Origin of the sequence: Allocatelliglobosispora scoriae, from assembly GCF_014204945.1 — a bacterium.
GTDB classification, from domain to species: domain Bacteria; phylum Actinomycetota; class Actinomycetes; order Mycobacteriales; family Micromonosporaceae; genus Allocatelliglobosispora; species Allocatelliglobosispora scoriae.
Genome location: NZ_JACHMN010000002.1, coordinates 3807793 through 3831418 on the forward strand (window position 1 = coordinate 3807793; position 23626 = coordinate 3831418).

General features: G+C 70.4%; 17 protein-coding genes. 11 read left to right on the plus strand and 6 right to left on the minus strand.

Features of this window, described 5'->3' with window-relative positions; all coding sequences use genetic code 11:
- Positions 1-67: 67 nt before the first annotated feature.
- Positions 68-1522, minus strand: coding sequence for a type VII secretion integral membrane protein EccD (gene eccD / locus F4553_RS22965; RefSeq protein ID WP_312875314.1), 1455 nt, complete (start codon positions 1520-1522; stop codon positions 68-70).
- Between the two features lie 125 nt (positions 1523-1647).
- Between eccD and eccCa the strand changes: the two genes are divergently transcribed.
- Positions 1648-5610, plus strand: a complete 3963-nt coding sequence (gene eccCa / locus F4553_RS22970; protein ID WP_184839156.1) for a type VII secretion protein EccCa — start codon at positions 1648-1650, stop codon at positions 5608-5610.
- A gap of 1 nt (position 5611) precedes the next feature.
- On the opposite strand, the gene dacB is transcribed toward eccCa, so the two are convergent.
- Entirely contained in the window at positions 5612-6985 is a 1374-nt protein-coding gene (gene dacB, locus F4553_RS22975; RefSeq protein WP_376776283.1) for a D-alanyl-D-alanine carboxypeptidase/D-alanyl-D-alanine endopeptidase, read from the minus strand.
- 410 nt (positions 6986-7395) lie between these two features.
- On the opposite strand from dacB, the gene F4553_RS22980 reads away from it, so the two are divergent.
- From F4553_RS22980 to F4553_RS41915, 10 genes are all read left to right on the plus strand, one after another.
- A complete protein-coding gene (locus tag F4553_RS22980) occupies positions 7396-7899 on the plus strand; it encodes an inorganic diphosphatase (protein WP_184839160.1) in 504 nt (167 codons plus the stop codon).
- Positions 7900-7967: 68 nt separating this feature from the next.
- Positions 7968-9011 (plus strand): Rv3626c family coenzyme F420 biosynthesis-associated protein, encoded by a 1044-nt coding sequence (locus F4553_RS22985; RefSeq protein ID WP_184839162.1) that lies wholly within the window; start codon positions 7968-7970, stop codon positions 9009-9011.
- A 95-nt stretch (positions 9012-9106) separates the two neighbouring features.
- Positions 9107-10102 carry a tRNA lysidine(34) synthetase TilS gene (tilS, locus tag F4553_RS22990; RefSeq protein ID WP_184839164.1) on the plus strand — a complete coding sequence of 332 codons (996 nt, stop codon included), beginning with the start codon at positions 9107-9109 and terminating at the stop codon, positions 10100-10102.
- Between the two features lie 83 nt (positions 10103-10185).
- On the plus strand, positions 10186-13389 hold the full coding sequence (locus tag F4553_RS22995; protein WP_184839166.1) for a S8 family serine peptidase: 3204 nt from the start codon (positions 10186-10188) through the stop codon (positions 13387-13389).
- 61 nt (positions 13390-13450) lie between these two features.
- A complete protein-coding gene (gene hpt / locus F4553_RS23000) occupies positions 13451-14023 on the plus strand; it encodes a hypoxanthine phosphoribosyltransferase (protein WP_184839168.1) in 573 nt (190 codons plus the stop codon).
- Between the two features lie 147 nt (positions 14024-14170).
- A complete protein-coding gene (gene ftsH / locus F4553_RS23005; protein ID WP_184839170.1) occupies positions 14171-16168 on the plus strand; it encodes an ATP-dependent zinc metalloprotease FtsH in 1998 nt (665 codons plus the stop codon).
- Entirely contained in the window at positions 16165-16815 is a 651-nt protein-coding gene (gene folE, locus F4553_RS23010; protein WP_246467329.1) for a GTP cyclohydrolase I FolE, read from the plus strand. The genes ftsH and folE overlap by 4 nt, the downstream gene beginning before the upstream one ends.
- A 423-nt stretch (positions 16816-17238) precedes the next feature.
- The gene (locus F4553_RS23015) at positions 17239-17559 is read left to right on the plus strand and encodes a PadR family transcriptional regulator (protein WP_246466473.1); all 321 of its coding nucleotides are present in this window, start codon (positions 17239-17241) and stop codon (positions 17557-17559) included.
- Positions 17556-18173: a hypothetical protein gene (locus tag F4553_RS23020; RefSeq protein ID WP_184839172.1), complete on the plus strand. Its 618-nt coding sequence runs from the start codon at positions 17556-17558 to the stop codon at positions 18171-18173. The genes F4553_RS23015 and F4553_RS23020 overlap by 4 nt, the downstream gene beginning before the upstream one ends.
- A gap of 42 nt (positions 18174-18215) precedes the next feature.
- Complete coding sequence (locus F4553_RS41915; protein WP_281395043.1) at positions 18216-18347, plus strand: hypothetical protein; 132 nt, start codon at positions 18216-18218, stop codon at positions 18345-18347.
- Between the two features lie 48 nt (positions 18348-18395).
- On the opposite strand, the gene F4553_RS23025 is transcribed toward F4553_RS41915, so the two are convergent.
- The 4 genes from F4553_RS23025 to F4553_RS23040 form a co-directional block, all read right to left on the minus strand.
- The gene (locus F4553_RS23025) at positions 18396-18656 is read right to left on the minus strand and encodes a hypothetical protein (protein ID WP_184839174.1); all 261 of its coding nucleotides are present in this window, start codon (positions 18654-18656) and stop codon (positions 18396-18398) included.
- A gap of 9 nt (positions 18657-18665) precedes the next feature.
- Complete coding sequence (locus F4553_RS23030; protein WP_184839176.1) at positions 18666-19277, minus strand: hypothetical protein; 612 nt, start codon at positions 19275-19277, stop codon at positions 18666-18668.
- On the minus strand, positions 19274-21844 hold the full coding sequence (locus F4553_RS23035) for an FtsK/SpoIIIE domain-containing protein (protein WP_184839178.1): 2571 nt from the start codon (positions 21842-21844) through the stop codon (positions 19274-19276). The genes F4553_RS23030 and F4553_RS23035 overlap by 4 nt, the downstream gene beginning before the upstream one ends.
- Before the next feature lie 224 nt (positions 21845-22068).
- Positions 22069-23619 carry a cation:proton antiporter gene (locus F4553_RS23040; protein WP_184839179.1) on the minus strand — a complete coding sequence of 517 codons (1551 nt, stop codon included), beginning with the start codon at positions 23617-23619 and terminating at the stop codon, positions 22069-22071.
- Positions 23620-23626: the final 7 nt, after the last annotated feature.

Consider the following 23626-nt stretch of genomic DNA (forward strand, 5'->3'; position numbering starts at 1 on the left):
AAGAGTTGGTGCGGTGCGCGTGGCGCAGGTAAGGACCAACTCTTGAAGAGTTGGTGGAATCTTGGTGCTAGGCGGAGAGGCCTCGGGCCAGGGCGTAGAGGTCCAGGACCCAGCAGGCCACCGGGACCACCGACACCACGACGGCCATCTCGAACAGGTCCGCGAGGCGCCCGATGTAGGGCGACGGCGGCGTGTGCGACCAGGCCTGCCCGGCGACCACGACGATGAGCGCGAGCGCCACCGCGCCGAGCGCCAGCACCGTGCGACCGGGGCCGTCGATCGTCAGGATCAGCCCGGCCAGCAGCACCGAGGCGGTGGCGAGCCCAGCGGTGAGCAGCGGCACCCGGTGCCGGGTGCTGAGGAAGAGCCGCGACCGCAGCAGCAGCGCGGTGGCCGCGATCGCGGTGAGGGTGCGTCCCGCCGTGCCACCGGTCGCCACGAGGGGGACGGCGGCGCCGATCGCCAGCGCCGCATAGCCGATCAGCATCCCGGCGAGGAGCTCCTCGGAGCGGGCGACCGCCGCGAAGACCCGGCTGCGCTCGGGCAGCCTGCGTACCGAGTCCAGCGCCGACGGGCTCGCCGAGGTGAAGCCGTCGCTGCTCTGGCCGCCCGCCGGCAGGGTGATCGGGGGTACGGGCACCTTGCCGAACCTGACCGCCAGCACCGGTAGCAGGCCGATGCCGCAGACGAGGATCGCGACGACGACGGCGGCACCGTCAGCGGCGGAGAGGCTCTCGGACAGCACCATGCCGAGCAGCGCGGCGATCGCGGTGATGAGGCCGATGGTGATGCCCGCGGTGAAGATGCGCAATCGCCCGCCGATGCCGACCGCGCCGATCGTCGAGAAGAGCAGCATCGCGACGGCGCCGACGAGGAGCTGCGGTTCACCGAGCCACCGCACGAAGCCGAGGGCGCCGTCGGCCGTGTCGGAGCCGAACACCAGGGCGCCGCCGGCGAACGCGTAGGGCAGGGCGAACCCGCCGAGCGCGGCACCGATCCGGCTCTCCCCGTAGGCCCGCGCGGCGACGACACCGGACAGCAGCAGCACAAGTGCCGTACCGAGCCCGATCCAGCCACCGAGAATCCATTGTGGACCACTCTGGACGATCGCGAGCAGTCCACCGGCGAGCAGCACCGCGGCACCGGCGACGGTGGCGGTCCGGGTAGCCTCGGCCGACCAGCCCGCCCCGCGACGCCGGGCGCCCTCGGCGATCGCCTCGACCACGTCGTCGTATTCGAGCTCGGGCCAGGCCGCGCGAGCCGGGACGAGGTGCAGCACCTCGCCGTCGCGAACCCCCTGCGCGTGCAGCCCTCTCTCCGGAGCGAGCGCCGAACCGTCGGCCCGCCGCAGCAGCCAGCCGCCGTGGCGCTCGCCGTCGTCGGCGAAGCCCTCACCGGCGTGCCGCAACAGATCCGGCAGGAGCTCCACGACCGGGATCTGTTCGGGCAGTGCGACATCGACGCGGCGGTGCGGTGTATTCACGGTGACGCGGGCAAGGCTGAGCGCGCTCGGGATGCTCACGCCGGTACTTTAACGCCGCCGACAATTGTTGGGGTGCCCCGATCCAGGCAGGGCTTCCGTCGTCGGACGCAACGACTAGCATGAGCGCCGTTGGGGTGTCAGCACTCGGGGAGGTGGCCACCCGCATGGGCACGGTTGTCGTCAAACGGGGGTCGCGACTGCCCGCGCCCGAGATTCCCGACGGCGAGCTGACCATCGATCCGCCGCCGGAGATCCCGCAGCAGACCGGCGGTCGCTGGCAGCAGGCGATGATGGCGCTGCCGATGCTCGGCGGCACGCTCGCCAGCGCGATGATGATGGGGCGGGCCAACCCCGGCGACAAGACATCCTATGTGGTCGGCGGCATGTTCGGGCTCTCCTCGATCGCCATGCTCGCGAGCAGCTTCGCCAGCGGATCCGGCCAGCCCAAGAAGGCCGAGATGATGGCGGCGCGGCGGGAGTACCTCCGCCACCTCGCCACGCTGCGCAGCCGGGTCCGGTCGACCGCGATGCGGCAGCGGGCCGGGCTCTCCTACCGCCACCCCGACCCGGCTCAACTCTGGTCCACAGTCGACAGCCACCGGCTCTGGGAGCGGCGCCCGGCCGATCCGGACTTCGGCGTCACCCGGATCGGCACCGGCCCGCAGACCCTCGCCACACCGCTCGTCCCGCCGGTCACCCGGCCGCTGGAGGAGCTGGAGCCGATGACGGCGGGTGCACTGCGGCGCTTCCTCGACGCCTACTCCATCGTGCCCGACCTGCCCGTCGCGGTGTCGCTGCCCGCCTTCGCCCGGGTCTACCTGCGGTCGGACGGTTCGCGTCCGGCCGCTGATCGCGATCACCGGGACCTCGGCGACGCGCACGGGCTGGTCCGGGCGATCCTCACCCAGCTCGCCGTCTTCCAGGCACCCGACGACCTCCTGATCGCGATCTGCGCACCGCCGCACCGCCTCGACACGTGGGACTGGGTGAAGTGGCTGCCGCACAGCGGGCACCCCGGGCGCGTCGACGCACTCGGTGCCGCTCGATTGGTCGCGCCGACCGCTGCTGACCTGGAGGAGCTGCTCGGCGACGTGATCGGCAACCGGCCGCGCTTCGGCGGTGCCACCACGGGTCCGCACGTCGTGGTGGTGCTCGATGGAGCCGACCTGACCGGATCAGCCCACCTCGGCACCGAGGGAGGGCTCGCGGGGGTGACGATTCTGGACCTGGACGGCGTACCCCCGAGGCTTGTGGATCGGTCCGCACTCTCGCTGGAGGTGACCGGGGCCGAGCGTCGGCTGCACACCCTGACCGCCGATGGGGCGGCCGAGGTCGGCGTCGCCGACCGGATCGGCGTCGTGCAGGCCGAGGCGCTGGCCCGGCGGCTCGCACCGTTGCGACTCAGCGCGGCCACCAAGTCGGCCGACGCGCCGCTCGCGGGCGAGAAGGGCCTCGCCGACCTGCTCGGCATCGCCGATCCGGAGCAGTTCGAGGTCGCGCAGGGCTGGATTCCCCGGCCCAACCGCGACAAGCTGCGCGTGCCGATCGGCGTGGGCGTCGACGGTTCCACCGTCGAGCTCGACATCAAGGAGTCCGCTCAGGACGGCATGGGTCCGCACGGCCTGCTCATCGGTGCGACCGGTTCGGGCAAATCAGAGCTCCTGCGTACGCTGGTGCTCTCGCTCGCGCTGACCCACTCGTCCGAGGAGCTCAACTTCGTCCTCGTCGACTACAAGGGCGGCGCGACATTCGCCTCGCTCGACCGGCTGCCGCACACCTCGGCGGTCATCACCAACCTGGAGGGCGAGGCGCTGCTCGTCGACCGGATGGCCGACGCGATCAACGGTGAGGTGATCCGCCGACAGGAGCTGCTGCGCCGGGCGGGCAACTTCGCCAACCTCAAGGATTACGAGAAGGCGCGGGCAGGTGGTGCGCCGCTGGCACCGCTGCCGTCGCTCTTCATCGTCTGCGACGAGTTCTCCGAGATGCTGACCGCCAAGCCGGAGTTCATCGAGATCTTCGTCCAGATCGGCCGCGTCGGCCGCTCCATCGGCATCCACCTGCTCCTCGCCAGCCAGCGGTTGGAGGAGGGGCGGCTGCGCGGGCTCGACACGCACCTGTCCTACCGGATCGGCCTGCGCACCTTCTCGGCGATGGAGTCGCGCACGGTGCTCGGCGTGCCCGACGCCTATGATTTGCCCCGCGCGCCCGGCCACGGGTACCTGAAGTTCGGCACGGAACCGCTGGTCCGGCTCAAGGCGGCCTATGTCTCGGGCTCCTTCGCGAAGGCCGGCGGCGGGGCCGGCCGGAGCGGATCGATCGAGATCCAGAACTTCGGCACCCACTTCGTGCCGCTGCCCGAGCGGCCGGCCGGGGCCGAGCCGCAGGTCGACTGGGATGTCCGCCCCGGCGAGAGCCTGCTGGACGTGCTGGTCGGCCGGTTGGCGGGCAAGGGTCCACCGGCGCACCAGGTGTGGCTGCCGCCGCTCGACGACGCGGACACGCTGGAGGAGGCGCTCGGCAAGATCGTCCTGCACCCGCAGCGCGGCCTCACCACGGCCAACGCCGAGCTCTTCGGCGCGCTCCAGGTGCCGGTCGCCGTCGTCGACAAACCCGCACAGCAGCGCCGTGACGTGCACTGGATCCATCTCGCCGGCGCGCAGGGCCACGTCGCGATCGCGGGTGCCACGCAGAGCGGCAAGTCCTCGCTGCTGCGCACGATCATCAGCGGGATCGCGCTCACGAACACCCCGCTTGAGGCGCAGTTCTACTGCCTGGACTTCGGCGGGGGCACCCTCGGTGCGCTGCGTGAGCTACCGCACGTCGGCGGCGTCGCCGGGCGGCTCGACACCGCCCAGGTCCGGCGGACGGTGAGCGAGGTCGCCGCGCTGCTGGCCCAGCGTGAGGTGCGGTTCGGTGAGCTCGGTGTCGACTCGATGGCCTCCTATCGCCGTCGCCGTGCCGCCGGGCTCGCCGACGACGACCCCTACGGCGATGTCTTCCTCGTCGTCGACGGCTGGTCGACGCTGCGCGAGAGCTATGACGACCTCGAACCGGTGATCACCGACATCGCGACCCGCGGCCTCTCCTACGGCGTGCACGTGATCGCAGCTTCGATGCGCTGGCGCGACTTCCGGGCCGCCATCCAGGACCAGTTCGGCACGAAGCTGGAGCTGCGGCTCGGCGATCCCACGGACTCGATCTGCAAGAACCGCCGGGCGGCGCAGTCGGTGCGCCCGCTGCCCGGTCACGGGGTGACCGCCGACGGGCACTACTTCCTGGCGACCCGGCCCGAGCTCAGCTCGCTCGGCAGCGACGGGTCGATCCTCGCCAAGCACGTCGCCGCCAACTGGAGCGGCGCACCGGCTCCCGCCGTGCGGATGCTCCCACCGGTCTTCGCCTATGACCGCCTGCCCGTCACGGGCGGAGAGCCGCTGCACATCCCGGTCGGGCTCGGCGAGGACCTGCACCCGATCGCGCTCAACTTCAAGGACGACCAGCACTTCGTCGTCTTCGGCGAGAGCGAGTGCGGCAAGTCCACCCTGCTCCGCGGCATCGCGACGACGCTGACCAGGCGCTTCACGCCCGACGAGGCGAAGATGCTGATCATCGATCACCGGCGCAGCCTGCTCGGTGCGATCGAGGGCGATCACCTGCTCGGCTACACGACGAGCTTCGAGCAGAGCGTGCAATATGTCACAGCCGTCGCCGGCTACATGGAGCAGCGCAAGCCCCCGGCCGATGTCACACCGCAGCAGCTCCGCGACCGGCCGTGGCTCGCCGGGCGGCCCGAGTGCTTCGTGATCGTCGACGATTACGAGATGGTCGCCTCCGGGTCCGGCAACCCGCTCGACGCGCTACTGCCCTACCTGGAGATCGCCCGTGATGTCGGCCTGCACGTGATCCTCGCCCGGACGGCGACCGGGGCCGGCGGAGTCGGATTCCAGCCGCTCTTCCAGACGATGCGCCGCCTCGGTACGCCGGGACTGCTCATGTCCGGCGACCGGGGCGAGAGCTCACCGCTGGGTGATGTCCGTTTCGAGCGCATGGTGCCCGGCCGGGGCCGACTCGTCTCCCGCAAGCAGGGCAACCGCCTCATCCAGGTGGCCGACCTGCCCAGCCTGTGACCTACCGGCAGCCGCAGGCCGCGATGGTGTTGGCGATGACGTCGAGCTGGTCGCGGGCGATGTCGTTGTCGACCGGCACCTGATCGGCGAGGATGGCGAAGGCGAGCAGCCGCCCGTCCTTCGTGACGACGATGCCCGAGATCGCGTTGACCGCGCTGAGCGTCCCGGTCTTGGCTCGCACCAGGCCGCCGCCACCGGCGACCGACTTCGCCTTGAACCGGTCGTTAAGCGTCCCCGACCAGGCGCCGACGGGCAGCCCGGCGAAGAGTCCGCGCAGCTCGGGGTGCTTGGGTCCGGCGGCGAGCGCGAGCAGGTAGGTCTGCACCGCGGGCGAGATCGCGTCCCGTCGGGAGAGGCCGGAGCCGTCGACGAGCTTGATCTGCGCCGGGTCGGCGCCGAGCCCCGCGAGCACCTCCGCGGTGGCGATGCCGCCGTTCTCGAAGGTGGCGGGCTTGCCCTTGGCGATCGCGACCTGCCGGGCCATCGCCTCGGCGACGACGTTGTCGCTCTCGGCGAGCATGACCTCGACCATGGAGCCGACGGTGGGGGAGGTGACGGACCCGAGCACGGCGGCGCCCTCGGCGGCCTTGCCCTTCGTGACGGCGCTGATCGGGAGTCCGAGCAGCTTGGCGAAGGCCTGGCCGGCGGCGAGGTCGGGCTGGGCGGAGCGGTCGTAGCTGGCGTGGATGTCCCGGTTGCGTTTCGGACTCGTACGCGCACCGTCCACCATCAGACCGCTGATGCGCGCGCCGTAGCCGCCGGTCGCGATGTCCTCGTCCCAGCCGGGCCCGAGCGTCGAGCCGGGGAAGATCGTCGGGTCGATGATCACCTTGGTCGGAGCGACTCCGGCGAGTGCCGCCTTGACCTGCTTGGCGAGCTCGTCGAGCCGGGCGGCACCCTGGTAGAACGTGGTCGGTCCGACGCCGAGGGTCGGGTCGCCGGCGCCGACGAGGACCACCTCGCCGCCCTTGGGTCCGGCGACGGCGGAGGTGGTGATCCGGTGGTCGGCGCCCCGGACGGAGAGCACCGCGGCGGCGGTGAGCAGCTTCGTCGTGGAGGCGGGGGTGGTGGTCTCCTGCCCGCCCCGGTCGTAGAGCGTCGTCCCGGTGAGGGCGTCGACGACGGAGATGTTGACGGGGCCGATCCCGGCGGTGGTGACCGACTTGTCGAGGAGGGCCTTGAGCTTCGCGGCGGTCGGCTGCGGTGCGTTCTCGTCCATGCCCGCGAGGACCGGTTCGGCGGTCGGCGCCGGCGTGGTCGCGTCGGCGCTCGGCGTACCGGTGATGTGCAGGAGCTCGGAGAGCTGCTCGGGGCGGACGAGGGCGAAGCCGCCGATCACGAGCCCGGCGACGATCAGGAGCGAGACGGCGGCGATCGCCGCTCCGCGCCGCTTACGCCGCTTGCGGGTCTTCTTCGGTGGACGAGCGTTCTGTGGACGACCGGCGGGTCCCTGTGGATAACCTACCTGTGGATAAAGTCCACTTTGCGGTGGATTATCCTGTGGATAACGATGGGGATAGCCGGCCTGTTCCTGTGGATAAGTCGGTGGAAAACTCGGTTGTTGCTGCTCAGAGGCCCAGATCGGCGGCTCCGTGTACGCCTGCTGCGGGCGATTCTCAGCCCACGACGGATCGGAGTCGTAGTGTGAACCATGCCTCCCCACGGAGCCTCCCTCTATGTGCATTCAACGACCTAGGCGAGACTAACCACAATTGGCCAGCGTCGGCGAGACCTTGGCGTCGATGCGTCGATGATCAGGGGCGATAAATGAGCAGGGAGCGTGACATGGATTTCGACGTCACTGTTGAGATCCCGAAGGGGCAACGCAACAAGTACGAGGTCGATCACGCTACGGGCCGGATCCGGCTCGACCGGACCCTGTTCACCTCCACGCAGTACCCGGCTGACTACGGCTTCATCGAGGGCACCCTCGGTGAGGACGGCGATCCGCTGGACGCGCTCGTGCTGGTACAGGAGCCCACCTTTCCCGGCTGCCTGATCCGCTGCCGGGCCATCGGCATGTTCCGCATGACCGATGAAAAGGGCGGCGACGACAAGGTGCTCTGCGTTCCCTACGAGGATCCGCGGCTGGAGCACCTCCGCGACATTCACCACGTCGGTGAGTTCGACCGGCTGGAGATCCAGCACTTCTTCGAGGTCTACAAGGACCTTGAGCCCGGCAAGAGCGTCGAGGGCGCGACCTGGGTCGGGCGTGTCGAGGCCGAGGCCGAGGTGAAGCGCTCGTTCCAGCGTCTCAAGGACCACGAGGCGGAGCACGGCTCGCACTGATCTGCGTTCCGGGGGTCTGTCGTCGCCATGATCGGCGGGACAGGCCCCCGCGCGCTAGGGTCAGTGCCATGGCTCAGCTCGTGGATTGGGAGTTGGCGGCGGCGACCGCGGCGAAACTCGGCCCCACCGGGCCGAAGGTGACGCCCGGCGAAGCCGCCTCGGCCGTGGCCGACCTGCGCCGCCTCGCCGACGAGGCGACCGGTCATGTCGCCGCCTTCACCGGGCTCACCGAGGCGATGACCCCCGGTCCGGTCCGGGTCGTCGACCGGCGTGACTGGGCGGCGGCCAACGTGGCGGGCCTGCAGGCGGTGGTCAACCCGCTGGCGGACCGGCTCACCAAGGGCAAGGAGGTGCCGGGCCTGCTCGACTCCGTCGGCTCCAAGGTCACCGGGGTGCAGGCCGGCACGGTCCTGGGCTACCTCTCCGGCAAGGTGCTCGGCCAGTATGAGGTCTTCTCCGCCGAGCCCGGCCAGCTGCTGCTCGTCGCGCCCAACATCGTGGGGGTCGAGCGCAAGCTCGGCGCCGATCCGCGCGACTTCCGGCTCTGGGTCTGCCTGCACGAGGTGACGCACCGGGTGCAGTTCACCGCGGTGCCGTGGCTGCGCTCGCACTTCCTCGCCGAGGTCCAGGCCTTCGTGGACGCCTCCGAGACCAACAGCCAGCAGTTCGTGACCCGGGCTCGCGAGGCGCTGGGGACGATCGCCGACGCGATCCGCGACCCGAAGAGCACCGTCAGCATGATCGACGTGGTCCAGACGCCGGAGAGCAAGGCGGTCCTCGATCGCCTGACGGCGCTGATGACGCTTGTCGAGGGGCACGCCGAGGTCGTGATGGACGGCGTCGGACCGCAGGTCATCCCCTCGGTCGGTGCGATCCGCGAGAGCTTCAACCGCCGCCGGGCCGCTGGCGGCTCGGTCGAGTCGGTGATCCGCCGGCTGCTGGGGATCGACGCCAAACTCCGCCAGTACGCCGAGGGCCGCCACTTCGTGCAAACGGTCGTCGACCGCGTCGGCATGCCCGCCTTCAACACGATCTGGACCTCGCCGGAGACCCTGCCGACGATCGCCGAGCTCGCCGCACCGGAAGCATGGATCTCCCGCGTCGCCCATTGATCACGGAGTCCGGCGAGCACGAGATCAGCGAACACGGAGATCCGCGAGAATCGGTGAGCAAGAAGCGCGGTGAGCATGGAGAGCGGTGACCGCCGATGAGCGGCCCTTCACCGGCCGTGGCCGAGATCCGTGTCGCGGTTCGCGCTGCCCTGACGGCTCGGGCTGCCCTGACGGCTGAAGCTGCCGGGCGCACGGTTCTCGTCGCCTGCTCCGGCGGCGCCGACTCCGTCGCGCTCGCCGCCGCCGCCGCGTTCGTCGCGCCCCGGCTCGGGATGAGGGCAGGTCTCGTCACCGTCGACCACGGCCTTCAGGACAGCTCCTCGGAGCGTGCCGGGGCGGTCGCGGCCTGGGCTCGCACCATCGGCCTCGATCCGGTCGAGTCCGTGGCCGTCCACGTGCCGGAGGACGGGACGGGCCCGGAGGCCGCAGCCCGGTCGGCCCGGTACGGAGCGCTCGTCGACACGGCACGCGAACATGGTGCGGTCGGGGTGCTGCTGGGCCACACGATGGAGGATCAGGCCGAGACGTGCCTGCTCGCCCTCGCCCGGGGTGCCGGGCCGCGCGGGCTGGCCGGGATGCCCGCCGTCCGCGAGCTCGACGGTGTCGGCCTGCTCCGACCACTGCTCGGGATGAGGCGTGCCACGACCAGGGCGGCGGCGATCGAGAGCGGGTTCATCCCGTGGGACGACCCGCACAACGGCGATCCGAGATATGCCCGGCCTCGCGTACGCCATGAGCTGCTGCCCGCCCTGATCGACGCGCTCGGCGACGGTGTCGTGGGCAACCTGGCGCAGACCGCTCGGCAGCTCGCGATGGACGCCGATTACCTGGACCGGGTGGCGACCGACGAGACGAGCCTCGATGTCAGGGTGCTCGCCGGGCTGCATCCCGCGATCCGAGGGCGGGTGCTGCACCGCTTCGCCCTCGACGCCGGTGCGGTGGCGTCGGCGCTCGGGCACCGGCACGTCGACGCGCTCGACGCATTGATCACCCGCTGGCACGGGCAGGGCCCGGTCTGGCTGCCCGGTGGCGTGGCGGTTGCGCGCGTCGAGGGTCGGCTGCAGAAGCACGGTGGGAAGATTCCTCCCTAATACTTGCGAATTGGGGGATTTCAGTGCTGGGCAGCAGCGTCAGGAATTGGTTCACCGCGCTCCTCGTACCCCCGCTGCTTTTCATGAGCGCGACCCCCACCTGGGCCGCGGCCGCCGGCGAGGCGACGGCGCTCAAGCCCGGCGCCCGGGCGACCGCGGCGAAGGTGACGAGCCGGATCGCCCGCACGGATCGCACGCTGCTCGGCCAGCGGGCCACGAGCGCGGTGTCGGTGCTGGTCAAGCTCGACTACGACCCCGTGGCGACCTACGCCGGGGATGTGCGCGGCTATGCGGCGACGAGCCCGTCGGTGACCGGGCGGGCGCTCGCCGGGGGCAGCGCCGAGATCGCCTACGAGCGATATGTCGCGGCGCGGGAGGCGGCCTTCGGCCGTGCGCTCGCCTCCCGGCTGCCCGGCGCGAAGCTGGGGCGCAGCCTCCGGACCGTCTACGGCGGCATCGCGGTGACGCTGCCCGCCAACCGGGTCGACGACCTGCTGCGGATCAGCGGCGTCGCTGCCGTGCAGCGCGACGAGATCCGCCAGCCGCTCACGGACTCCAGCGGTGCGTTCATCGGCGCCGACATCGTGCAGCAGCAGCTCGGCGGCGAGCGCGACGCCGGGCGCGGTGTGATCTTCGGGGTGCTCGACACGGGCGCCTGGCCGGAGCACCCGTCCTTCGCCGACCAGGGCAACCTCTCGGCACCGCCCGCGAAGGCCGACGGCACTGCTCGCACCTGCGACTTCGGCGTCAACCCGCAGACGAAGCAGCGCTTCACCTGCACCAACAAGCTCATCGGCGGCGCGGCCTTCCTCGACACCTATCGCCAGCAGCACGGTGCCGACAGCGAGACCTTCTGGAGCGCCCGCGACAGCGAGGGCCACGGCACCCACACCGCCTCCACCTCCGCAGGCAACGCGCTGACCAGCGCGAAGGTCTTCGGCGTCGAGCGCGGTCCACTGCGCGGCGTCGCGCCGGGCGCGTGGATCAGCGTCTACAAGGTCTGCGGCGGACTGGGCTGCTTCTCCTCCGACGCGGCGGCGGCGGTCGCGCAGGCCGTCAAGGACGGCGTCGAGGTGATCAACTTCTCCGTCTCCGGCGGCACCGAGCCCTCCACCGATCCGGTCGAGCTCGCCTTCCTCGACGCCTATGCCGCCGGGGTCTTCGTCGCCGCGTCGGCGGGCAACTCGGGCCCCGACGCGGGCACGGTCAACCACCTCTCGCCCTGGGTGACCACGGTCGCGGCCTCCACCCAGCTCCGCGAGTTCAGCTCGACGCTCACCCTGCGCGCCGGTGACAAGACCCTCACGCTGCGCGGATCCTCCATCACCGCGGGCGTCGGCACCTCCCCGGTGGTACGCGCAGCAGACGTACCCGGATACACCGGCGGCGCCCAGTGCCTGCGGGCGGCGAAGAAGAACGCGTTCGCCGGGAAGATCATCGTCTGTGAGCGCGGTGAGAACGCCCGCGTCGAGAAGGGCTACTTCGCCTTCCGGGCCGGTGCCGTCGGCATGATCCTTTACAACCCGACGAAGCAGGACACCGAGACCGACAACCACTGGCTGCCCACGGTGCACCTCGCGGACGGCTCGAAGCTGCTGCCCTTCTTGAAAAGGGGCAACGTCCAGGGCAGCTTCACCGCCGGGGCGGCCCGCAAGGGCACCGGCGACGTGATGGCCGCCTTCTCCTCGCGCGGCCCCGGCGGACTCGCCCTCAAGCCGGATGTCACCGCACCCGGCGTGCAGATCCTCGCCGGGCACACTCCCGTACCGGACGAGCCCACCGGCGGCCCCAAGGGCGAGCTGTTCCAGGCGATCGCGGGCACCTCGATGTCGGGCCCGCACGTGGCGGGCGCCGGGATCCTGCTCGCCGCCGCGCATCCCGGCTGGTCACCGGGGCAGATCAAGTCGGCGCTGATGACGACCGCGGTGACCGAGGTCGTCAAGGAGGACGGCATCACCAAGGCCGACCCGCTCGACCTCGGTGCCGGGCGGATCGCCGTCGACCGCGCGGTCACGCCGGGCCTCACCTTCGACGAGACCGCCGCCCGGATGACCGCGCTCGCCGCCAACGATGTCGCCGCCGTGCAGCTCAACAGCCCGTCGATCAACGCGCCGGTGATGCCGGGACGGCTCGTCGTCGTGCGGACCGCCCGCAATGTCACCGACCACGCGCTCAGCTACACCGCCGCGACCACGGCACCCGCGAAGAGCTCGATCACCGTCAGCCCGGCCGCCTTCACCGTCGCGGCGGGCGAGTCCGTCCGCCTGACGATCACCATCTCGTCGACGGCGGGGAAGAAGCAGCTCTTCGGTGCGGTCCGGCTCACCCCGGCGAGCGGGTCCGGCGTACCGGCGCTGCACCTGCCGGTGGCGTTCGTGCCGCAGCAGGGCTCCACCACGCTGACCGGCGACTGCTCGTCGACGACGATGCGGCTCGGCGGCGCGGTGGACTGCGACTACCGGGTGCGCAACGACTCCTATGCGGCGGCGACGGTGAAGATCAACGCCAAGATCGGCGAGGGTACGGTCGTCAGCGGCTCGACACCGCCCGCCGGTGAGGTGACCCTCGCGGGCGCCACACCGGGCCTGCCCTCGATCGCGAAGGTCGACGGGGTGCACTGGCACTCGCTCGGCGCCCTCGGCATCCCGGCCGAGCCCATCGGCGACGAGGACATCCTGAACTTCGACACGCCGAGCTTCACCTACGCGGGTGCGAGCTACGACTCGATCGGGGTCACCTCCAACGGCTACCTCGTGGTCGGCGGTGGCGGCGCGCAGGACCTCTCCGCCGAGCCCGGCGGCCTGCCCGACCCCCGGCGCCCCAACAACGTGCTGGCGCCCTTCTGGACGGATCTGGACGGCTCCGGCGCCGACGGGATCCGGGCCGGTGCCGTGCGGGTGGACGGCAAGGACTGGATCGCCGTCGAGTGGGGCGTCAAGGTCTTCGGCACCGACTCCGACCGCCGCTTCCAGGTCTGGATCGCGCTCGGCGACGACCCCGAGGTGATCTTCGCTTACGACCCGGCGACGCCGCTCGCCGCGCCCGGTGCCCTGAAGTGGGCGATCGGCGCCGAGAACATGATCGGCGGCGGCGACGCCCGGGCCGCGCTCCCCACGGCCGACCTGCGCGTCACGGCCACTGCGGGCAAGCCCGGGCAATCCATCGGGTACGCCTTCCGGGTGACCGGGCTGCGCCCCGGCACGACCTCGATCGTCACCACGATGACCAGCACATCCGTCCCAGGAACCACGGTACTCAAGCAGCCCCTCACGGTGGTCCTGCGGTGAGAGGGCAATCTTGGTCACCCCGGGGTGCGGGAACCCATGAACATCGGGCAGGCTAGTGGTCATGGCTGACGTGCCCGGGTGGTATGACAACGACATCGAACGAGTGGTCGTCTCCGCGGAGGACATCCGCACCAAGACCGACGAGCTCGCGAAACAGGTCGCCGCTGACTATTCGGACGCGGACGGGGTGTTGCTGGTCTGCGTACTCAAGGGTGCGGTCATGTTCATGGCCGACTTCGCCCGTGCGCTGGGCCGCTACGGCCCGCCGGCGGAGCTCGAGTTCATGGCCGTCTCGTCCTACGGGCAGGGCACGACCTCGAGCGGCGTGGTCCGGATCCTCAAGGACCTCGACCGTGACATCGCGGGCAAGCACGTGATCGTGGTCGAGGACATCGTCGACTCCGGCCTCACGCTGAGCTGGCTCCTGAAATATCTCGAGTCGCGGTCGGCTCGCAGCGTCGAGGTCGTGGCGCTGCTGCGCAAGCCCGATGCGATCAAGGTCTCGGTGCCGGTGAAGTACGTCGGCTTCGACATCGCCAACGAATTCGTGGTGGGCTACGGGCTGGACTACGCAGAACGCTACCGAGATGCGCCATATGTCGGAGTTCTGAAGCCCGAGGTATACCAGAGGTAGCAGACTCTCAGCGAGTCCCCAGGTAGCCGTCGGGAGACGCTCGGTAACGTGAAGCGGCACCGTTGATGCGAACGGTGTACCGTCTAATCACTTGACGGCTCACGTATCGATCGGGAGGTTTCGGGCGCTCCGGCGCTCGGCAGTAGCATGGAGCGAACCCGTTTCTACCGACGCCCGTGGTTCTGGTTTGGCATCGCCGCACTGGCTGCCATCCTGCTGGTTCAGTTCTTCAGCACCGGCCCCAGCTACCACAAGGTCGATACATCCGACGTCCTCGACCAGCTCAACAACAAGGGTGGCATCACCAAGGTCCTGATCCAGGACAAGGAACAGACGATCCGTCTGGACCTCAAGGACAAGGCGACCTTCGGCGATGACAAGACCCCGGTCGACAAGATCGAGGCACAGTACCCCTACCTTTCCAGTGACGAGATCTTCGCCGCCGTGCAGAAGGCGAAGGCCGAAGGCAAGGTCTCGGGGAACTTCAACACCGACTTCACCCAGGACAGCGTCCTGCTCTCGCTGCTGTTCAGCGTGCTGCCGCTAGCCCTGCTGGTGATCCTGATGCTCGTCATGTTCTCGCAGATGCAGGGCGGCGGATCGAGGGTCCTCAACTTCGGCAAGTCCAAGGCGAAACTCGTCTCCAAGGACACCCCGAAGACGACCTTCGCCGACGTCGCCGGTGCCGAAGAGGCCGTCGAAGAGCTGCACGAGATCAAGGACTTCCTGCAGAACCCCGCGAAATACCAGGCCCTCGGCGCCAAGATCCCGAAGGGTGTGCTGCTCTTCGGCCCGCCCGGAACGGGTAAGACGCTGCTGGCCCGGGCCGTCGCTGGCGAGGCGGGGGTTCCGTTCTACTCGATCTCCGGTTCGGACTTCGTCGAGATGTTCGTCGGTGTCGGCGCCTCCCGCGTCCGGGACCTCTTCGAGCAGGCCAAGGCGAACGCTCCGGCGATCGTCTTCGTCGACGAGATCGACGCCGTCGGCCGCCACCGCGGTGCCGGCATGGGCGGCGGTCACGACGAGCGCGAGCAGACCCTCAACCAGCTGCTCGTCGAGATGGACGGCTTCGACGCGAAGGGCGGCGTCATCATGATCGCCGCCACGAACCGGCCGGACATCCTCGACCCGGCGCTGCTGCGCCCGGGCCGTTTCGACCGCCAGATCGCCGTCGACACGCCCGACATGGAGGGCCGCAAGGCCATCCTGCGGGTGCACGCCAAGGGCAAGCCGTTCACGCCCGATGTCGACCTCGACGCGGTGGCCCGCCGGACGCCCGGTTTCACCGGTGCCGACCTGGCCAACGTGATCAACGAGTCCGCACTGCTCACCGCGCGTAACGACAAGCGGGCGATCTCCAACGAGTTCCTCGAGGAGTCGATCGACCGCGTCGTCGCCGGACCGCAGCGCCGGACCCGGGTCATGTCCGACAACGAGAAGAAGATCACCGCCTACCACGAGGGCGGGCACGCCCTGGTGGCGCACGCGCTGCCGAACTCGGCACCGGTGCACAAGGTGACGATCCTTTCGCGCGGACGCTCCCTCGGCCACACCCTGGTGCTGCCGATGGAGGACAAGTACACGCAGACGCGCGCCGAGATGATCGACACCCTGGCGTACGCGCTGGGTGGCCGGGCAGCCGAGGAGCTCGTCTTCCATGAGCCCACCACCGGCGCCGGCAACGACATCGAGAAGGCGTCCGCGCTGGCCCGTGCGATGGTCACGCAGTACGGCATGAGCTCCAAGCTCGGCGCCATCAAGTACGGCACCAGCGGTGACGAGCCCTTCCTGGGGCGGTCCTACGGCCACACCAGGGACTACTCGGACTCCGTCGCCGCCGAGATCGACGCCGAGGTGCGTACCCTGATCGAGCTGGCCCACGACGAGGCCTACGCGATCCTGGTGGAGTACCGCGACGTCCTCGACGACATGGTGCTGGAGCTGATCGAGAAGGAGACCCTCTCGACCGCCGACATGAACCGGATCTGCGCCCGGGTCGTGAAGCGCCCGCAGATGGCTCCGTTCAACGGCTTCGGCAAGCGGACGCCGTCCGACAAGCCGCCCGTGCTGACTCCGGCCGAAGTGACGGCCAAGTCAACGCCGGCGGAGTCGGAGACGCCCGCCTCGGCTGAGGTTACAAACTGACCGCGAACGACGGCGATCGCCTCGACTACCTGGCCGCACGGCTGGTAGACGGGGCGATCGCCGGTTCACCGGTCGAGGACGCCGTTGACCTGCCGCGCATCGAGCGAGCGGTTCGCGAGATCCTCATCGCCGTCGGCGAGGACCCCGATCGGGACGGGCTCGCCAAGACCCCGGCCCGGGTCGCCCGCGCCTATGCCGAGCTCTTCGCCGGTCTGCGGGTCGATGCCGCCCAGGTCCTGCGTACGTCGTTCGAGGCAGATCACGAGGAACTCGTCCTGGTGCGGGACATCACGGTCTTCAGCCTCTGCGAGCACCACCTGCTGCCTTTCCGGGGCGTGGCGCACATCGGCTACATCCCCGGTGCCGACGGCCGGATCACCGGGCTGTCGAAGCTCGCCCGGCTCGTCGAGGTCTACGCCCGGCGCCCCCAGGTGCAGGAGCGCCTCACCTCGCAGATCGCCGACCTGCTCTACACGGAGCTCAGCGCGCGCGGTGTGATCGTCGTTCTCGAGTGCGAGCACATGTGCATGGAGATGCGCGGCATCAGCAAGGCGGGCGCGCGGACGATCACGTCGGCGGTCCGCGGGATCATGCAGTCCGACGCCCGGACCCGCGGCGAGGCCCTGGCGCTGATCAACGCTCACTGAGCGTCTCTCATCCCCACCTGATCGGTCCCGGTGCCCCTGTGTGGCTCTCAGCCCGGTGTGCGGCCGGATACAGCCGGGGTTGCCGGGTACCGGTAGCCGTGCACCGCGCTTTGCTCTGCTTACACCTACGCAACACCTGAGCCATCGACGCGGCGTGACCGGAGGTCACGCCGCGTCTGATGCGTCCGTGTAAGCAGAGCAAAGCGCGGTGCATGCGCACAATCCTCACCGCGTCTGATGCGTCCGTGTAAGCAGAGCAAAGCGCGGTGCATGCGCACAATCCTCACCGCGTCTGATGCGTCCGTGTAAGCAGAGCAAAGCGCGGTGCACGCGCACAAACCTCACCTCTCGCCACGTCATCTCGCGCCCTGGACGGCGGCCGGGACCCTATGTAGAGTCCCTACTATGGTGTCGGAGATACGCATGACGATTCCGGTCACGAGGGTGCTCGCGGCCCTCCTGGCCGAGCCGGACGGTGATCACTACGGACTGGCGCTGATGCAGGCTTCGGGGCTCCCCAGCGGCACGCTCTACCCGATCCTCGCCCGGCTGACCGAGGCCGGCTGGTTGGAGAAGCGCGGGGAGGAGATCGACCCGTCCACGGAGGGCCGACCCGCGAGGCGCTACTACCGGATCACCCCGGTTGCGCTGCCGATCGCCCGCCAGCACCTCGCGGAGCTGCACGAGAGCACACGCGGCACCGCCATCCGGACGCAGCACGGCGGCAGGGAGGCGACGGCATGATCTACGACCTTCTCCTGCGTACGGCGGTCCGCCGCTGGCCCGCAGAGCTGCAGGAGGACCTGCTGCGGGAGTGGACCGCCGAGCTGCACGCGAGTGGTGGAGCCTGGCAGCGCCTGCGATTTGCCGGCAGCCTCGCCGTCTCCCGTCCGCACCGGCCGGGAGCAGGGCTGCCGCGACCGGTGCTCTCGATCGGCGGTGCCGCCTTCGCCTCGATCGCCGTGGTGGTGCTGCCGCTTGTCTACGGGGTCTACTCCGCGCTCTGGACGCCTCAGCAGAGCAGCGACACCATCGGCCGCCAGGCGCTGGCCGGAGTGGCTTCCTTTGCCGTTGCGGCACTGTTCGGGGCCGTCTGTGCCCGGATATCGACGGGGATGACGCGGATCGTCAAGCCTGGGTGGCTGCCGATCTGGGTGTTCGGGCTCCTCGGCGCCACCCTGATCATCGCCCGCGCAGGTCATCCCTACGCCGCCCTGCGGCCTGCCGATCTACGCGACATCGCGAGCTGGCTGAGCCTGTCGGTCCTCATCGGTGTGGCCGTCGTGCGGCTGACGAGTCGGCGGCTGCGGTGGGTCGCGTGGCTGCTCATGCCGATGGGTGCTGTGATCGCACCCTGACTGCTCAGCACCGGGGGGAACCTCGTCTGGCCGACCTACGGGATGGAGACGTTCTTCGGCGGCTCCGTGCTGCAGGCGACGCTCTACCTGCTGGTGACGGACCAGTTCATGCACACCACGCTCTTCGCCCTCGTTCTGGTCCAGCAGCTGACCCGGCGGCACCGTCCGGCCTGAGAGCTTCCCGTGCCGCCCAGCAGCGCCCCGTCGGGCGGCACGCGGATGTCAGGCGACGCTGCGCCAGGAGTCCGCGTCGGTGATCGCGCCGTTGGCGAGCAGCTGAGCCTCGTCGAGCCGCTCGCGGGCCTGCTGGAGCTTGTTGACCGCGTCGATCAGCGTCGGGTGCACCGATCCCGCAGCCGTCAGGCGCAGCATCCCGATCGCCTCGTCGAGCTGCTGCCCGACGCCCCGCAGCTGCAGCATCGCCTGGTTGGTCTGCGCGACCGTCGCCGCGACACGCAGCTTGAGCTCTTCGACGCTGGACACGGGGTGCTCCTAACGGACGAGGAAGGCGAGCATGACCAGCGCCACCGGCAGCGCGCAGACGATCGCGCCCAGGCCGCCCGCCCGCTGCTTGGTCTTCAGGATCGGTGCGACGAGCAGCCAACCTATACCCCAGCCGAGCACGGCGAGCAGCGCGTCGCAGGGCACCAGGAGGAGGAGGGTGCCCGGTCGCGGATCGACGACGACCAGCAGATAGGCCTGGAAGAGCAGGAGCAGCAGCGCGATGGGGCCGTAGACGAGCAGCGGTCGCAGGTCGAATTTCCCGGCGGGTGCCCCGGCGGCGATGGCGGCGTCGGCGACGTCCACGGTGGAGCGTGCTTGGCGCAGCGCGGCGAGCACGACCACGGGACCCCCGGCGACCTGCCGGTTGGCCGCCGCCGTGTCGACCTGGGTGGGGATCAGCGGTGGTGGGGCGCCTCCGCCCGCAGTGGCGACCTCGACGAGGCGCTGGTGCTGCAGGGCCAGCCGTGCGCGTACCGCCGGGAGTTCTTCTCGGGCGGCGGTGAGCGCGGCGGCCTCCGCGGCGACGACCTCCGCGGCCTCGCGCCGCACCGCGTCGAGTCGCTGGGTGGCGGAGAGGTAGTCCTGCCAGGGTCCGGTCACGAGGACGCTCCGGTGTAGGGCACGATCACCGAGGTCTCCCCGGTGTGGCGGTCATGGAAGAGAGCGCGTCCTCGGCGGGGTTCCCACTCGACGTTGGTGCCGACGAGCAGCGAGACCTCCTGCGCGGGAGCGTTGAGGAAGACGAGGCCGGCCACGTCCTCGCGGCCGGAGCTGCCGCCGATGTCCTCGCTGAAGCGGCGGAGCTGGCGCCACCAGCCGAGCAGGTGCAGGCCGCGAGCCGGACCCTCCCGGAGCATGCCGCGCGGATCGGCCGAGGCCGTGTCCATGCCCCACACCACCAGGTACGCGTCGTCGCGCTCGAACGTGTCCGCGAGCCCCACCTTGTCCACGGTCTCGACGGGGTGTCCCATGTCGATGAGGTCCTCGGCCAGCGCGAAGACCCGCTCGTGCTCGGTGGCGACGAGCGGTGCGAGCACAAAGTGGACGGTGCTCGGCTCGTGCTGCGCGGCGAGGGATCGAACGGCCGCTTCGAGTACGTCAGCCCCATCAGCCGACGGGCCGAGCACCGCGAGGTGCCGTCCGGGCGAGGAGTCGAAGGCGAAATCGGCCGTCGTCATCGTCACGTCGACCCGTCGCCCGAGCAGCGCCCGCGGCTGCTGCGACTTCGAGTAGAGCCGGGCGTCCAGGCGCAGCGACTGATATGTCGGGTCGTCGTCGAGGTGCTGGGCCGCGAAACCGCTGAAGACGATCGGCGGGGTGTCCTCGGTGGAGCGTGCCTGCCAGAGCCGCTGCCGCAGCGCGGTGAGGATCTGCTGGTCGGCGTGCGGATCGGGGAAGCGGACGAGCTTCTCGTGCGCCCGGCTCGCGCCACGGGGACCGCCGAGCCCACCGGCCGTGTTGACGATCGCCGTGCCGAGCTGAAGGGTCGCGGCGGAGTCGTTGTTGGGTTCCAGCACGTCTGCGCCGCCCGGCAGCGCCACCCGGACCGGGAACTGGCCGAAGATCGAGTCCCGCTTGGCATAGAGCGCTTCGATCCCGCGAACGGTCTGCGACGCCAGGATCAGGTGGATCCCGAACGACCGGCCCTTGCGCGCGACGGATTCGAGCAGCGCGACGGCTTCCGTGGCGGTGCGGTCGGTCCCGGCGAGCAGCACCTGGAACTCGTCGATGACACAGACGATCCGGGGCAGCACCTCACCGAGGTTGCGCAGGTCGACATAGCGGGAGACGCCCGCGTTCTTGAAGATGGTGGCCCGGCGGCTCATCTCCGCGTCGAGATCGCGCAGCACCGCGAGGCCGTATGCCCGGTCGCTCTCGATGCCGACGGCGAAGGCGTGCGGCAGCCAGCTCGGGTCGCGCGGTGTCGGGATGAACTCGGAGAAGGAGACGCCCTCTTTGAAGTCCAGGAGGTAGAGCGCGAGCTCCTCGGGGTCGTAACGGGTCGCCAGTCCATAGAGGACGTCGATGAGGAAGGCAGTCTTGCCGCCGCCGGAACGCCCGCCGACCAGCCAGTGCGGCGTCAGGTCGGCGAAGTGCAGGCTGACCTGGGTGTCCCCGGCGAGGCCGACGCTGACGCTGAGCCCGGCCGCGGCCGACTCGGCCCACCAGCCGTGATCGGGATCGGGGAGCAGATCGAGCAGGTGCACCGCGCCCTGCTGGGTGAAGCTCGCTCCGAGCTCCTCGCAGACCCGCTGAACCAGCTCGACCGGCGGCTCCGGGTCGAGATAGACCGGCACGTTGAGGCTGCGCCCCATCGAGTAGGCCGCCCCGGGCGGATTGCCGACCAGCACGTGCGGGTTCTTCACCTTGATCGGTGTGGCGAGCGCGAGTCGCTCCTGCGTGGTCTCGGGGCTCAGTGCGGCGCCCGGCCAGCCCGCGACGACCAGGTGCAGGCCGTGCGTGGGTCCGGTCCGGGCCAGCGCCGCGATCCGGGCCAGCTCGCCCGCACCGGTCATGCTCGGCAGGCTCGCGATGACGAGCAGCATGCTGCGGTCCCGGCGGCGGGGCTTCGCCTTGCGCTCGCGAGCCGATTTCGGGTCGCTCTCGGGCCGGGTCGGGCGGCACCAGTGCTCCGCCTCGGCGAGCACCGCGCGCAGCCCGTCGCGATCGGCGACCGCCAGGGGCATCAGCCCGGCGTCGGCGAGCGGTTGGAACGACCGGAAGACCGACTCGGTCGCATCGATCGCCCGCACTATCAGGGTGCCGGCCGGTGCCGTGGCGAGCAGTCGCAGCACGATGGAGCGCAGCACGCCGCCGACCCGGGGGTCGCGGGCGTCGGCGCTGAAGGTCAGGTGGCCGGTGCCGAGCAGAGGCACCAGCATGGGAAACGTCGCGTCGTCGAGCGGCTGTCCGGTGCCGATCCGCACGAACTCGGGGCGCCTGCTGCCGCCCAGCGGAGTGGTCGACGGCAGCGCGTCCAGCGGCGCACCGAGCCAGCCCGGAGCGAGATGCTCAGCGGCGGAACGCAATCGGGCGGCGAGCTCGTGCTGCTCGGCGAGATCGGGTCGCGGCGACGGCAGATAGTTGTCGAGTGCGATCGCCGCTGCGGCGGTGACGGCGGCGGCGTGCCGGTGCAGCCCGGCGGCCTGATCGATGCGCTCGTTCACACCCCGCCCCCCTTATCGTCTCGCTTGTGCTCCGGGGAACCGTAGCGCTTTTTCCCAGCAGAGGCGTGCTTCCGTCGGGGAATGTCGCAACCGGTGTTCAGCAGGCACGAAAATTGTGCCAGTGAGCGCAGCGGAGCACGCCGCAGTGCCTGGACTGAGGAGCGTAGCGACGAGGGAAGGCGCTGCATAGGGGCGTGCGGGAGCGGAGCGAACCAGAAATACAGTCAGTGCACCAGGAGTCGGCGGTCCAGATAACCCAGAACGGCATCGACGGCGCCGGGGTCGAAGTCACGATCCTCCCGCAGCCGCAACGCCTCCGCCTGAGCCGCCGCGAAGAGTTCTCCGCTCACCTCGCGATGCCGCCGCATCCGCTTGACGTTGTCGGCGAGGCGGGGATCGGCCTCCCCACCGGGGCTCAATGCCGCGACGAGGTTGCGAGCCCGCTCGCGCCAGGCCGCCGCGACCTCCGCACTGATCTCGTTCTCGTCCCGAAGTTCGTCGAGGCGGCTCACCATCGCCTCGGTGACCCGCACCGCGATCTCCCGCTGGGCGGCGTCACGGTCGATGCCGCCTACCTTGAGTACCTTGACCAGCCACGGCAGGGTGATGCCGGGCAGCACGAGGGTGCCCATGACGACGACGAAGGTGACGAGGATCAGCTCCGCGCGGTGCGGCAGGTTCGTCGGGAGGCTCAGCGCGGCGGCGATCGTCACGACACCTCGCATCCCGCCCCAGCCCAGAACCAGTGCTTCGCGCCAGTTGGCGGGGGTGGGGCGGCTGGTCAGGCGCAGGTTGTCGGCGAGCAGGCCGGCGCCGAGGAGCCACGCCAGGCGTACCCCGATGAGGAGCGCGCACACCGCGATGCCGGCGGTGATGGAGGTTTTGATCGATCCGTTGGCGTGCTGGACGATCGGCCGGAGTTCGAGTCCAATAAGGATGAAGGCGAACGCGGTGAGCAGCAGGTCGAGAATCTCCCAGAACGCCCGGCCGACCAGGCGTGCCTCCGCGTCGAGGACCTGGAACCGGACCGCCGCCACCGCCATCGCGGTCGCCAGCACCGCGAGCACGCCGCTCGCGCCCACCGCGTCGGCGGCGGCGTAGGCGCCGAACGGCAGCACCACGCTGAACGCCCCCGCCAGCGTCGCGTCGGTCACCCAGTCCAGCACCTTGCGCGCGATCAGGGCGACGAGCAGCCCGATCGCGACACCGCCGATGCTGGAGACGACGAGTTCCTCGGCGGCGGCGACCCAGGAGATGGTCCCGCCGACCGCCGCCGAGGCGAGCCCGGTGTTGAAGAGCGTCAGGGCCGTCGCGTCGTTGCCGAGCCCTTCTCCCTCGATCACCGAGACCATCCGGTGCGGCAGGCCGAGCCGTCCCGCGACGCTTGTCGCCGCGACCGGGTCCGGCGGCGCCATCGCCGCACCCACCGCGAACGCCAACGGCCACGGCACCCCCGGGATCAGCCGGGTGATCAGCGCGGCCGCGGCGAACGCGCTCACGATCACCAGGGCGACCGCGAGCGCGAGGATCGGCCGCATGTTGGCCTTGAGGTGCGTCCAGGATGTCCGACTCGCCGCCGTCCAGAGCAGCGGCGGCAGCAGCACCGGCAGGATCAGGTCAGGATCAAGTTCAATCGGGGGTACGCCGGGAATGAGCGCCACCCCGATCCCGACGATCGTCAGCAGCACCGGATAGGGGAGGTTGAGCCTGCTCGCCAACGGCATGGCGACGACGAGCGCGCCGACGGCGAGGAAGAGCAGCTCAATCCTATTCATTACCGGA

Coding starts and splice junctions, on each gene's coding strand:
- F4553_RS22980 (WP_184839160.1), top strand. CDS start 7,396: ATGGATTTCGACGTCACTGTTGAGATCCCGAAGGGGCAACGCAACAAG.
- F4553_RS23015 (WP_246466473.1), top strand. CDS start 17,239: ATGACGATTCCGGTCACGAGGGTGCTCGCGGCCCTCCTGGCCGAGCCG.
- ftsH (WP_184839170.1), top strand. CDS start 14,171: ATGGAGCGAACCCGTTTCTACCGACGCCCGTGGTTCTGGTTTGGCATC.
- tilS (WP_184839164.1), top strand. CDS start 9,107: ATGAGCGGCCCTTCACCGGCCGTGGCCGAGATCCGTGTCGCGGTTCGC.
- F4553_RS41915 (WP_281395043.1), top strand. CDS start 18,216: ATGGAGACGTTCTTCGGCGGCTCCGTGCTGCAGGCGACGCTCTACCTG.
- F4553_RS22995 (WP_184839166.1), top strand. CDS start 10,186: ATGAGCGCGACCCCCACCTGGGCCGCGGCCGCCGGCGAGGCGACGGCG.
- eccCa (WP_184839156.1), top strand. CDS start 1,648: ATGGGCACGGTTGTCGTCAAACGGGGGTCGCGACTGCCCGCGCCCGAG.
- hpt (WP_184839168.1), top strand. CDS start 13,451: ATGGCTGACGTGCCCGGGTGGTATGACAACGACATCGAACGAGTGGTC.
- F4553_RS23040 (WP_184839179.1), bottom strand. CDS start 23,619: ATGAATAGGATTGAGCTGCTCTTCCTCGCCGTCGGCGCGCTCGTCGTC.
- F4553_RS22985 (WP_184839162.1), top strand. CDS start 7,968: ATGGCTCAGCTCGTGGATTGGGAGTTGGCGGCGGCGACCGCGGCGAAA.
- F4553_RS23020 (WP_184839172.1), top strand. CDS start 17,556: ATGATCTACGACCTTCTCCTGCGTACGGCGGTCCGCCGCTGGCCCGCA.